This window comes from Rufibacter sp. DG15C, assembly GCF_001577755.1.
GTDB lineage: Bacteria > Bacteroidota > Bacteroidia > Cytophagales > Hymenobacteraceae > Nibribacter.
This window is the reverse complement of record NZ_CP010776.1, coordinates 1978112-1990690: the sequence shown is the minus strand read 5'-3', so window position 1 is coordinate 1990690 and position 12579 is coordinate 1978112. Positions and strand designations below refer to the sequence as shown.

The following is a 12579-nucleotide window of genomic DNA, read 5'->3' as shown; positions in this document are numbered from 1 at the left end:
AATCAGCTTATATGAAAAAGATAATTTTACCGTTGCTACTCTTCTGGGCCTACACTGCTAGTGCCCAGCAGAGTGCATATTACACTCAGTACATATTTAATGGACTGGCTATTAATCCTGCTTATGCAGGAAGCAAGGGCATTATCAGCGTGAATGGTATATTCAGAAGCCAATGGACTGGTGTAGAAGGAGCCCCTAAGACGCAGACTTTGTCTGTTGATGGGGCCTACTCAGAAACAGTAGGGTTAGGCATTCAAGTAATGAATGATGAGATTGGGGCACAAGGCCAGAAAAGTATTATGGCTAGTGCTTCCGTCCGGATAAAGGTAGGCGAGAAGGCCCGCTTAGGATTTGGCTTATCAGCTGGTGCTGCACAACATTTCATAGATGGCACCAAACTCTATGGAATGGACCCAGAAGTAGACAACGCTATCCCAAGTAAAAAACAGACCTCTATCTTACCAGACGCCAAAGTGGGCTTGTTCTTTAACACAGAAAGATTCTTTGCTGGCTTATCAGCAGCCAACTTAGTGCCTACTTCTAAGGACTTCGCATTTTCACCAGAACGCCATTATTTTATCACCTCTGGCTATCTGTTTGACATCAACCACAAAATTAAGTTTAAGCCTAGTTTCTTGTTGAAAGAGGATTTCAAGAGCCCTACCAACATAGATCTTAACGCCTTTTTCTTGTTTGGGGATCGTCTTTGGTTAGGTGGTACATACCGCCGCTCTATGCAGATTCTTTCTTCTGAGAATGGTAAAGACGCACCTGCTTCTACAGAAAATGCGGTGGCTTGGATGACTGAGGTGTACCTTACTCCTAAAATCAAGATAGGTTATGCCAATGACATCTCTTTGAACAGCTTCAAAGGTCAGCCTACCCATGAGTTCTCTGTAGGATTTTTATTCTACAAAAAAGATGATACACCTTCTTTAACTATCCGTCACTTTTAGGCGAGGGGCAACCTTCGTAATCATCCATGAAGTACCGCATTTTATTCATCCTACTTGTGCTGCCCACTCTGTTTTTCTCACAGAGGGCTATGGCTCAAAAGAAAGAGCTAAAAAAAGCTGACACCCACTTCCAGAATCTGGAATATGCGATTGCGATCCAATCGTATAAAGAGGCCTTAAAGCAACAAGAACCTACGTTGCCCATTGTCTCTCGTATGGCAGATTCTTATCGTCACTTGAACAATTCTAAAGAGGCAGAATTTTGGTATTCTCAAATGCTAGCGTTTCCTGACTATAACCCACAGTATTTGATATATTATGGTGATGCAGCGCGCATGAATGGCAATTACGCTAAGGCCAAGCAGTTGTATATGGACTACGCAGAGCTAGTACCAGACTCTACTGCAAAGGCAATGAAACTGATTGCCATTACAGAGAATGCCCAGAACTGGGTAACCAGACCTAAGTCCTTTGCTTTATCAAACCTCTCAGGCTTGAACTCTACCAGCACTGAGTATAGCCCAACGCTATACAAAGGTGGTATCGTTTTTACTTCTGACAGACCAGATGGTAGGTTTAGCGTACTCTCTGGGTGGACAGGAAAACCTAATTCTGCCTTGTACCATGGCAAACGTGATACAGCAAGTTTTTTGACTCCTGAAGTTTTCCCTGCCCCTATTCTAAATGATTTCCAGAATGGTTCTGCGGTTTTCTCATCAGATTACCAGACTATCTACTTTACACGGGTAAATCAATTAAAAAGGAAGAGTAAGACAGTAAACCCAGATCCGTTCAGCTGGATCAACTATAAAGCGCCAACTGCTTACGTAAACCGTCTGGAGTTGTACATCTCTAAAAAAGAAGGCGAAGAATGGAGTAAACCAGAGCCATTCCCATTCAACAACCCAGGAGAGTACTCTATTGGGCACCCCGCCCTTTCTATAACTGGAGACACTCTTTACTTTGCCTCTGACATGCCAGGTACTTTAGGTGAAACTGATATTTTCTTCTCAGTAAAACAGTTGAACAGCGTAATTACAAGAAATAAAAAAGGAGAAGAAAGTGTAGAAGTATTTGCCTTCTGGACGAAGCCAGTTAATGCAGGAAACGCTGTCAATACCCCTGGTAAAGAAGTATTCCCAACCATTGACGCCATTACTGGCAAGCTATACTTTTCCTCTAATGGCCATAAAGGCATGGGCGGGCTGGATGTCTTCTCGGCTGAAGGTTCTGGAGATTCTTGGGTGAACGTGCAAAACTTAAAGTACCCGTTGAACTCAGCTGCCGATGATTTTGGTATTCTGTTTGAAAAGAAAGATCAAGGGTTTGTGTCTTCTAACCGCGAAAGTATGGACGGTTCTGACGACATCTACTCTTTCAGCTACTATCCGCAGCCATGTAAATTGTCTGGTAAGACGTTTGAGAAAGTACAGGAAACGCCTGGTGTCTTCAAAGAATTGCCAGTGGGCAACGTAAAGGTTTCTCTTTACAAAGTGGGTGACACCACTGCCGCAGTGACGTATTCAGATGCAGACGGTAACTTTACTTTTGAGATCTTTGATGGCATGCAGTACAACATCAAAGCCACCAAAGTAAACTACTTAACTCGTTCTGCTATCATCACACCAGAGTGTGAGTCTATTGTGGACATGGTACGTTTGGGCTTAGTCTTGAACCGCAACACCATCAACAAACCTATCTTGGTAGAGAACATCTACTATGACTTGGACAAGGACGAGATTAGACCAGATGCCGCCCTTGAACTAGATAAGTTGGTGCAGACCTTGATAGACAACCCAAATATCAAAATTGAGTTGAGTTCGCATACTGATAGCCGCCAGACAGAGGCCTACAACAACCTATTGTCGCAGAGACGTGCTCAAGCTGCCGTGAACTACATTGTTTCTAAAGGCATTGCCGCTGACCGTTTAGTGGCCAAAGGCTACGGCGAAACCCGTCTATTGAACCGCTGCAAAGACGGAACAACCTGTACCGAAGAAGAACATCAGTTGAACCGCAGAACAGAGTTTAAAATCTTGAAAAAGTAAGCTCCTGTTGTACTAGATCATATAGAAAGCCCGCCTCACTCACAGAGGCGGGCTTTCTTTTTACCCACTAAATTGGGTTAGGTCAAGCTAGAGGCATACTTAAAGAAACCCCGAATCCCATTGTCTAATCCAGGTAACGTTCCTAGAGCAAAGGGGCCGTCTCTCTTCCTTGTGCGTTTTTAAGCTATTTTCTGGAAAACAGGCTAAAAACAGCCCTGTGTAAAGTCATTACAGGATGGCCATGAAGTTGAGTTAAAAATCAAGAAACCTACTGTGGCGAATTGCAAAAAGGCATATGCGCTAATCATAAAACTGACCCCTATTGTTAGGTATAGTTTGTGCTACCCGCATTTTATGTAAATTGGCCTATCCTTAAAAATGCACCCATGGAAAGCGAAAGGTCTTTAAAGAGCATCTCAGGGAAACAGAAACTAGGTTGACCACTTACTATGTATCCTGAAGAAGATAACCTTTCGACTTTCTTTTACCTAATGACGCTTGCTAGAAATATTTGATGGCAAGCGCTTACCATTTGGAGTTTGATGCTATAAAGTTTCAAGATTCCTTTATCTAACCCCTATTTACCAATGGACAAGCACCCAGAATCAGAATTAGACCGCAGAATAGCGGCCAAGGTTGCTGAGATTGCGGCTGTGGCAGATCACCTACCCGGCGTGGTAGTCATCCATAATATACAGAAGGGCCTGAGTGTAGAATACATGTGCCCGCGGGGCCTTAGGCTCCTGGGGGTCACGTTACAGGAGATTCGGGAGTTGGGGCCTAACTACTTACAAGAGTTCTTCAACCCCGAAGAGGTAGACGACTACGCCCCCAAACTTATTGGCGGCCTGCTAGAGCGCAACGATGACCAGGAAATTGTCTCTTTCTTTCAGCAGGTAAAACTGAAGGGCGAAGAAGCGTTGGTCTGGCATTTGAGCACGCTCAAAATCTTGATGCGCGATGACCTGGGCGCTCCCCTGCTCACCATCACCATTGCCATTAAAGTGGAGCCAGACACGCACATCACACCCAAAGTAAACCGCATGCTAGACGAGAGCAAATTCCTGCGCGAGAACGTGCAGGCCTTCGCGCAACTGGGCAAGCGGGAGCAGGAGATTCTACGGATGGTGGTCTTGGGCAAAAGCTCCACAGAAATTGCCGAGGAGCTGTTTATCTCAGAGAAAACCGTAAACACCCACCGCCGAAACCTAAAAGTGAAGCTGCGCGTGCATTCTCATTATGAGCTGTCGCAGTTTGCCCGCGCTTTTGACTTGATCTAACCCATTAGGGTTACCGTTTTTGGCCTGATTCTGTGAAAACAGGCCAAAAAAGGAGTTTACTCATCTTGGCATACATAAAACCGGTACACCGTTTTCTGGTGGTACTTTTGGTCTGGCTCTAGAATGGTATTAGGGAAAGCGGGCTGGTTGGGTGAGTCTGGGAAATGCTGGGTCTCCAAGCAAAAGCCATAATGCTGCTTATAAGGGGTGCCACCATGTCCCTGCAAACTGCCATCCAGAAAATTACCCGAGTAAAACTGAATGCCCGGCTCTGTGGTGCAGACTTCTAAACACCGCCCAGAAACAGGGTCTTCTACCGTGGCGGCATGTTTTAAGTGCTTGCCGGTCTCTTTCAAGACATAGGTATGGTCATAACCACCGGGTACCTGCCCAATTCTGGCACCAATGGCCACGGGCGTCTGAAAATCCATGGGGGTGCCTGCCACCTTGGGCAGCTCACCAGTAGGAATCAGCGATTTTGACACCGTTACAAAGCGGTCTGCGGCTATGGATAGCACATGCCCTAACGCATCCTGCGCTTTCCCCCCAGAAAGATTGAAATAACTGTGGTTGGTAAGATTCACTGGAGTAGCCAAGTCAGTGGTGGCCTGGTATTCTATGACCAGCTCATTGTCTGGCGTCAAGATATACAGCACCGCCACCTGCACGGTACCTGGGTAGCCTTCCTCGCCGTCTGGACTGGTGTAGGTGAGCCGTAACGCATTCTGGGCGGCCAGTTCTTCTACCTCCCAAAACACCTTGTCAAAGCCTTTCACGCCCCCGTGCAAATGATTCTCTCCGTTGTTGGTGGCCAGGGAATATTCGCGTCCGTTAAGGGTAAACTTGCCTTTGGCGATTCGGTTGCCATATCGGCCAATGATTGCGCCAAAATACGGCTGGTTTGCCAGATACGCTTCTGAGGTATAGTCGGTCACGTCCTTAAATCCCAAGACCACCTCGCCCAATTCCCCATTTTTGTCTGGCGTAAGAATAGAGGTGATGGTACCACCGTAATTGGTCACGGTTACCTGCATGCCGTGTTTATTATGCAGCGTGTAGGAACGGACGTGGGTGGTAGGGGCTTGCTGGGTGGAGGTGTTGAGGTTTTCCATAATCATTAAGTAAAAGCATAGCAACGCTGCACCTATCTTTACGAAAGAGCTCCCGTTTTTGGTCTGCTTTCTGGAAAACAGGCCAAAAACGGGAGCCGCTTAAGGTTCCAGCTTACTTCTTCTCTAGCCAGACAGACTCAATCTCAAAGCCCTTAGGACCGGTGGTAGCCTTGTCCATTTGCCCCAGGTAGATTTGCAACTTCTCCACGTCTTTCAACTGAAAGCCCAGGGCGCCTTTGCCTGTGAACCAGAATGGATGGAAGCCCGGATACGGCCTCGGTAACAGCATGAACGCATCGGGCTGCAACGTACTCAATGGGATTTCTATGTTCTGGAACGTAGTGCCGGCAGATACTTGCGCCACAAAGCCAGTGGCCTGATGGGTGACCAGGTTCACTTTCAAGGGCAGAGCCGCGCCAGTGGTGGACCTTACCCGTATCACCAGTTTCCCAAAGCTACCCAACTCCGCCTGTCTGCCCTTCAGTTTATCACCAATGTAGTGCTGCAGGCCCATGGTCTGTTCTTCGGGGAGTTGCTGGGCGGTAAGTTTCAAGATAAGCTGACCTGGTTTTTCAGAGGCTATCAATTGGCGTTCCTCGCTTTTCCAGAGGTTGGGGAACACAAACAGACTCCGGTCATTGGTGGCGTTGAACAGTTCCAATTGCCCGTTAGGCGCGGCCACGAAGGTTTGGTAGGTCTCGGCCATGGTCGCGTCCCAAGCCCAGGGATTGCCCGCATGGTCTCCCGGGAACGTCACTTGCTTTTCCCCGTCCTGCGCCAAGATTCTGTAAGAGATTTGGCCGGGAGTTAAAACATCTGCCGGAACCTGAGCCGAGAACTGACCGTCACCCACCGCTTGCATGGGAATGGTCTTGTAGGCGGCCGCCTGGTTGTTCAATTGCAGAGTCACCTTGGCTTCTGAAGAAATACCCACCACCTGCGCTGTAATGGTAAACGGCTGTCCGCTGCTTACTTCTTTCAGGGGCTCATGGGTCACGTAGATGCCCGAAGCATACGGTTGCGGGGCCACAAACTCGTTCACGCGTAGGTTGCCGTACTTCTTGTTCCCAGCCCAACTGGTTTTCTGCTTCTTGCTCAAAATATACGCGCCGGGGCTCACCTGAAAACTTCCGTCCTTGGCTTTGCCGGCGTAGGTGTTGCCCTCGTTCACGGCTCTCACCTCAAAGCTCTCCCCTAGCTCGGCTAAGAGAATCTTCATGTTTTGGGCCTGCCATTGTATGCGACTCACTTCTCTGTTAGGCGATGCCTTGCCCAGCGGGTCTCGGATGAAATACGCATCCGGCATCACCTCTAAGCGCCAGACGCCCTTCTCTAGCTTGTCCAGGAAATACACCCCAGTGCCAGAGTACTTGACTACGGGCGAACTGCCCACGCCTGCCACATGCTCCAGCTTGCTCTTGAGGAGCGGCTGGGTCTGGGTGGAACCCGAGTAATAGAACTCCTGGGCGGTGTTCATCTCACTCATAGACTGCTTGTAGCTCACCCTGAACTCCCCAAACACGCTGTCTGCCGGGTACACGCCAAAGTTCTTGCGCAAGGGCAACCGATGAAAGGCTTTGCCCGCAATCATCAAACTGATGGCCTTGGCTGGCGTAAAGGCCAGGTTCAAATAATGCGTCTGGTACTCGGTGTTGCCGTAGGCGGTGGCCATGGGGTCATACGCGAACTGCGTGGCCCACTGGAAACCGGCGGTCCTGAAGCTCTTGGCCATGGCTGGGTACATGTAAGAACCCAGAATATCAGCGGCGTCAAACTCATATACCATCAGGGCTTTGTTCTTGAAGGCGGCCAGGGTGTCAAATGGGATATGGTAGCGGTCTACATGTGACAGGTAATTGCCCTGCAAGGAATGGTTGGCCATCAAATTGGTAGGGTACCACTGAAAACTGTAGCCGTCCACCCCTACTCCCTGCACGATGGCGTCAGCGTACTTAGGCGACTCGCTGATGTTGTAGAAGACGGGCTTTTTCCAGCCGGTGCCGCGCACGGCGGCCACCATACGGGTCACGTATTCGGTAGTGCGCGCCTTGGGCCCCGAGTGCTGGGGCTCGTTGTTGATTTCGGTGGCAATCACGTTGCCGTCCTGCTCATAGGTCTGTTGGGTATAGGGATTGACGTGGTTCAGGAACTGCTTCAGGTAATTCTCCTGCGCCAGAAACGCCGTCTCCTCTACCAATCCTTTTTGCTTGCCATACTTATAAGAGAAACCGGGGGTTTTCTCGTCTTTTTCGGGCCAGCCGTTTCCCCAGAACGCAATGGGCGTGATCAACACCCGGATGTTGCGTTCCTTCAGCTTATACACCAGGTAGTCAAACAGGCGCAGGTGCTCATTCTCCAGCAGGTTGCCCAAGGAGTCTGAAATCTCAGTGTCCCAGACGTGCACCCTAAACGCGTCAAACCCCAGGCGCGCCAAGTGGTAGACATCCTCGTCAATGGCTTTCTCTGGGTTGACGCCGCGGGCCTTCACAGACCGGTAGCCATACGCGAAGGGCACCGTGTAATTCACCCCAAAAAACGCCGCCTCTTGCTTGGTCTTGGTCCAGCGTAGAATGCCCTGCTGGTCTACATACACCAACTCTGGCTCTTTGCCTTTTTGGGACTGCGCCCACACGGGGGCTTGGCTTAACAGGCAGAAGGCCATCAAGCAGAAAAGCGTCCTTATAGGATTCATGGCGTGTAAAGAGGGAAAAGACATGTTCACTAATTTATGGGTGGCAGGCCGAAACACTGGAATCCAGCCTTGTAAAACGAGTATGTAAAATGCTTCGTTTTTAGCCTGATTTCTGAAAAACAAGCCAAAAACGACGGTGATTATTTATAAGCGGCGGTCATGTACTCCATGCCTATCACAGGATTCCCCATGAAGTCAAACAATGCCACATTCTCCCAGGAAGAGCCCGTGCCCCAGAGGTCTTTCATATTAGAACTGATCCAGGCGGGCTCCCAGTAAACAACACCTTTGCCGCCACCGTCTTTTACTTCCTGCGTCAAGGCTTTCAGGAAATTTAGTTGGCCTGTTGGAGTGTACGGGTAACCGGGAAGCGCTGTCTGCCCTCCTAACTGGTTGTTGTAGGTATCATTCCAGTTGGTGGTCCAGGGGTAGGCCGTCTCTAGTAAGATGACGTCTTTGTTAAATTTCTTCTTCCAGGCGGCTACGTTTTCTGAGATTTGGGAAAGTGGCACGGTGGTGTGCCACAACGGGTAATAGGAAAACCCGATCATGTCAAAATCTGAGACGCCGCCCGCTCCCGTCACCTGAGAGAACCAATAGTCTACATGTTTGGGATCTGCAACGTGCAGAACCACTTTAGATTTAACTGTTGAGCCGGCAGACACGTCACGCACGGCCTTAATGCCACTGTTGAGCACTTGCCGCAGATTGCCCAAATAACTCATTGACGCCACCGGAAAGCCTGTCGGCGCCGAGGTGTACAGCATACCGCCGTTGGTTTCATTGCCAATCTGCACCAGTTCTGGCATGAGGCCTTTGCCGTTCAAATAGGCTAGCGTCTTCTTGGTATAGTTGTACACCGAGTCTTGCAACACTTGAGGGTCTGTGATGGCTGCCCAGGCGGCTGGCACGGCCTGCTTGCCCGGGTCTGCCCAGGTATCTGAGTAGTGAAAATCTAGCAGCACCGCCATGCCTTGCGCTTTGGCCAACCGGATCCCCTTCTCTACGTCTGCCAAGTCACTGTACTGTTGCGTTCCTTCTGCCCCATACACCTCCTTGGTCCAAGTGGGCGTATGCCACAGCCTGAAACGCACCAAATTGGCCCCATGATCTTTAAAAATCTTGTACGGGCTCTGCGCCTGGCTTTGGTCTTTGTACACGCCGCCCTTGTCCAAGATCTGGTTTACGTAAGATAAATCAGCCCCAAAGTAAAAGTCAGGAAAAGGTGCGGTCACGGGAGCAGGATCAGGAATATCCTCCTTGCCGCAACCGGTCAAGCTGATAGCTCCCAGCACTAAAACTGTTATTGCCTTAAAATACGTTCTCACGTTCATTGTCTTTATGCTGGGCATTTGGGACCATGCGTAGTGTCAGCGGGTGGTTCCGTTTTTAGCCTAGTTTCTGAAAATCAGGCCAAAAACGACTTTCATCTTTGCCAACCGAATACTTTTGCTTGTCTTTCCTTTTTTCGCGAGTCAAAAAGGGGGTGAAGCTTCCATTTACGCAATCGATTACGTTGCATATCTAAGAAGATGTTATTGCATTTCCAAATTTGCTTGCTCTTGCAAACCTCAAGCACTCATTGATTAAGTCATTATTTCATAGACTAAATCTACGGCTACGTTAACAAAACCACAGTTTTAAAGGCATTTGATAAAATTTCATCAACTAAATTTTATCAAATGGGTTTTGCTAGTCTCATTTCCTTTCGCATATATTTACGTAATCGATTACGCACTATGCCCAGAACCACCATCCATGACATTGCCAAAGCCCTCAACACCACGGCCGCTACCGTGTCCAGGGCCTTGAATGATCATCCCTCCATCAGCGAGGCGACCAAGGTGATGGTGCGGGAAACGGCCAAGCAACTGAACTACCAGCAGAACCGCATGGCCAGCTCCCTGCGCTCAGGCAAGACCAGGGTCATTGGCGTGATTATTCCAAGCGCCGAGATCAGTTTCTTCGGATCTGTGATTCATGGCATTGAGGAGATTGCCAAAGGCAGGGGCTACAACGTACTTCTGTTCCAATCCAATGAGAGTTACCAGCAAGAGGTGCAGGGCATTCAGACGCTGCTGCAGTCTAACGTAGACGGCATTATTGCCTCTATTGCCAAGGAAACCACCAGCTACGCCCACTTCCTGGAGGCCAAAAAACGCAACACGCCATTGATTCTGTTTGATCGCGCCATTGAAGACCTGGGCGTTTCTACGGTAGTCATTGATGACTACAAGGGCGGGTACCTGGCCACCGAGCACTTAATACAGCAGGGGTACAAACGCATTGCACATATTGCCGGTCCTTCGCACATCAAGATTTTTCATGAGCGGCTGCGCGGCTACGTAGATGCCTTGACTGCTCACCATTTGCCCGTAGACGAGGACCTGATTGTCTACGGCAAGGTTTCCATTGACTCTGGGCGGGCGGGTATGAACCAGCTTTTGCAGTTAGAACAGATACCAGACGCGGTGTTTGCGGTGGAGGACTTCACGGCGCTGGGTGCCTTGCAGGCCATCAAGGAAACAGAGTTTAACCAGCCGGGGCAGATTGGTTTGGTGGGGTTTGCCAACGAGGCCTTCAGTGCCTACATCACGCCCAGCCTCACCACCGTGGACCAGCAGACCACGTTGATGGGGAAAGAGGCCGCCCAACTGCTGCTCACCGCCATTACCGAGGCCACGCCCACGGACCAACTCCCCAAGAAGATAGTATTGGAGCCTAGGCTGGTGGTGCGTGACTCTTCCAAGCCACCGGCCTTGAAGAAACCCAATTCTTAGCTTCTTAATCACCCTATACATACCCAACCTAACAAACAAAAGCTTTACTAACTCATGGGATTACATACCATTGATTACCTCATCTTCCTGCTGTACTTCGTGATTGTGTCGGGGTACGGGTACTGGATTTACAAACGCAAGCAAAGCAAGACACTAGACTCTAAGGAGTTCTTCCTGGCCGAGGGGTCTTTGACCTGGTGGGCCATTGGTGCGTCTTTGATTGCCTCTAACATTTCTGCCGAGCAGTTCATCGGCATGTCGGGCTCTGGTTTTGCCATGGGTCTGGCCATTTCTACCTATGAGTGGATGGCGGCGGCTACCTTGATTGTGGTGGCTATCTTCTTCATTCCCATTTACCTTAAGAACAAGATTTACACCATGCCGCAGTTCCTGTCACAGCGGTACAACAACGGCGTGGCCACCATCATGGCGGTGTTCTGGCTGTTGGTGTATGTGTTTGTGAACCTGTCGTCTATCCTGTACCTGGGCGCTTTGGCCATCCAGACCATTACGGGGTTAGACTTCTACTACTGCATGTACGGCATGGCCATCTTTGCCATTTTCATTACGCTGGGCGGCATGAAGGTGATTGGCTACACAGACGTAATCCAAGTGTTTGTATTGGTATTGGGCGGTTTGGCGACTACGTATCTGGCGCTGGATTTAGTGTCTGACCAATTGGGCGGAGGTGGCATCTTTGACGGGCTTTCTATCCTGCACAAAGAGGCGGCAGACCATTTCTCCATGATTCTATCTGAAGGCGAGTTGATGATCCCGAACGGCGAAGGCGGAACCCGCGATGCCTACATGGACTTGCCCGGCTTATCTGTGGTGATTGGCTCCATGTGGATTATCAACCTGAGCTACTGGGGCTGTAACCAGTACATCACCCAACGTGCCCTAGGCGCCGATCTGAACACCGCCCGCAGTGGTTTGCTCTTCGCGGCGTTCTTGAAATTGTTGATGCCGGTGATTGTGGTATTGCCGGGTATTGCCGCCTACGTGCTGTTCAAGAACGGCGCGTTCCAACAGGAAATGACCAATGAACTGGGGCACATCAAACCAGACCACGCCTACCCGGTGTTGCTGGAGTTGTTGCCTATTGGCTTAAGAGGACTTTCGTTTGCTGCACTTACTGCCGCCATAGTGGCTTCATTGGCCGGTAAAGCCAACAGTATCTCCACCATTTTCACGTTGGATATCTACCAGAAGTTTTTCAACAAAGGCGCCTCTGAGAAACGCCTGGTGGGCATTGGTAGAATCGCCGTGTTGGTGTCCTTTATCATCGCGGTTTTGGTAGCGCCGTTATTACGTAATTTGGACCAGGCTTTCCAGTACATTCAGGAGTACACGGGCTTTATCTCGCCGGGCGTGTTTGCCATCTTTGCGCTGGGCTTCTTCTGGAAACGCACTACTTCGGCGGCGGCCTTGACGGCGGCTTTGCTCACCATTCCATTGTCTACGTTCCTAAAGTTCCAGTTCGCGGAGATTCCGTTTATTGACCGCATGGGGATTGTGTTTGTGGTGCTGGCGGTGATTATGATCATCATCAGCTTGCTGGATCCTAAAAGCAAGAACAACCCGAAAGGTCTGGAGATAGACGCCAGTATGTTTAAGACCTCTACCTCGTTTAACATTGGCGCCGTGATTATCTGCGGGATTCTAGCGGCCTTGTACACCATGTTTTGGTAAGAGAGAGGCAACCTATTTC

The 12579-nt window shown here is 49.5% G+C and carries 8 protein-coding genes; 5 read left to right on the top strand and 3 right to left on the bottom strand.

The genetic code is table 11. From position 1 onward, the window contains the following. Window positions 1-11: 11 nt before the first annotated feature. The 3 genes from TH61_RS08465 (at window position 12) to TH61_RS08455 (ending at window position 4284) form a co-directional block, all read left to right on the top strand. The gene (locus TH61_RS08465; RefSeq protein ID WP_066508258.1) at window positions 12-956 is read left to right on the top strand and encodes a type IX secretion system membrane protein PorP/SprF; all 945 of its coding nucleotides are present in this window, start codon (window positions 12-14) and stop codon (window positions 954-956) included. A gap of 89 nt (window positions 957-1045) precedes the next feature. Continuing rightward, window positions 1046-3004 (top strand): OmpA family protein, encoded by a 1959-nt coding sequence (locus TH61_RS08460; RefSeq protein WP_071887939.1) that lies wholly within the window; start codon window positions 1046-1048, stop codon window positions 3002-3004. A gap of 587 nt (window positions 3005-3591) precedes the next feature. Continuing rightward, window positions 3592-4284: a LuxR family transcriptional regulator gene (locus tag TH61_RS08455; protein WP_066508254.1), complete on the top strand. Its 693-nt coding sequence runs from the start codon at window positions 3592-3594 to the stop codon at window positions 4282-4284. Between the two features lie 56 nt (window positions 4285-4340). On the opposite strand, the gene TH61_RS08450 is transcribed toward TH61_RS08455, so the two are convergent. From TH61_RS08450 to TH61_RS08440, 3 genes are all read right to left on the bottom strand, one after another. Beyond that, on the bottom strand, window positions 4341-5396 hold the full coding sequence (locus TH61_RS08450) for an aldose epimerase family protein (protein ID WP_066512699.1): 1056 nt from the start codon (window positions 5394-5396) through the stop codon (window positions 4341-4343). A 112-nt stretch (window positions 5397-5508) separates the two neighbouring features. Then, the gene (locus TH61_RS08445; protein ID WP_197464122.1) at window positions 5509-8112 is read right to left on the bottom strand and encodes a membrane or secreted protein; all 2604 of its coding nucleotides are present in this window, start codon (window positions 8110-8112) and stop codon (window positions 5509-5511) included. A gap of 116 nt (window positions 8113-8228) precedes the next feature. After that, entirely contained in the window at window positions 8229-9422 is a 1194-nt protein-coding gene (locus tag TH61_RS08440; protein ID WP_066508248.1) for a glycosyl hydrolase 53 family protein, read from the bottom strand. A gap of 405 nt (window positions 9423-9827) precedes the next feature. Here TH61_RS08440 and TH61_RS08435 point away from each other — a divergent pair, with 405 nt between their 5' ends. Both TH61_RS08435 and TH61_RS08430 read left to right on the top strand, forming a co-directional pair. Then, window positions 9828-10868, top strand: a complete 1041-nt coding sequence (locus tag TH61_RS08435; protein WP_066508247.1) for a LacI family DNA-binding transcriptional regulator — start codon at window positions 9828-9830, stop codon at window positions 10866-10868. 54 nt (window positions 10869-10922) lie between these two features. Then, entirely contained in the window at window positions 10923-12560 is a 1638-nt protein-coding gene (locus TH61_RS08430) for a sodium/sugar symporter (RefSeq protein ID WP_066508246.1), read from the top strand. The last annotated feature ends 19 nt before the right edge of the window (window positions 12561-12579 follow it).

Bases quoted from the DNA above. Each gene is read 5' to 3' on its own strand.
- TH61_RS08465 (WP_066508258.1), top strand. From the start codon at position 12: ATGAAAAAGATAATTTTACCGTTGCTACTCTTCTGGGCCTACACTGCT.
- TH61_RS08430 (WP_066508246.1), top strand. From the start codon at position 10,923: ATGGGATTACATACCATTGATTACCTCATCTTCCTGCTGTACTTCGTG.
- TH61_RS08445 (WP_197464122.1), bottom strand. From the start codon at position 8,112: ATGTCTTTTCCCTCTTTACACGCCATGAATCCTATAAGGACGCTTTTC.
- TH61_RS08460 (WP_071887939.1), top strand. From the start codon at position 1,046: ATGGCTCAAAAGAAAGAGCTAAAAAAAGCTGACACCCACTTCCAGAAT.
- TH61_RS08450 (WP_066512699.1), bottom strand. From the start codon at position 5,396: ATGGAAAACCTCAACACCTCCACCCAGCAAGCCCCTACCACCCACGTC.
- TH61_RS08435 (WP_066508247.1), top strand. From the start codon at position 9,828: ATGCCCAGAACCACCATCCATGACATTGCCAAAGCCCTCAACACCACG.
- TH61_RS08455 (WP_066508254.1), top strand. From the start codon at position 3,592: ATGGACAAGCACCCAGAATCAGAATTAGACCGCAGAATAGCGGCCAAG.
- TH61_RS08440 (WP_066508248.1), bottom strand. From the start codon at position 9,422: ATGAACGTGAGAACGTATTTTAAGGCAATAACAGTTTTAGTGCTGGGA.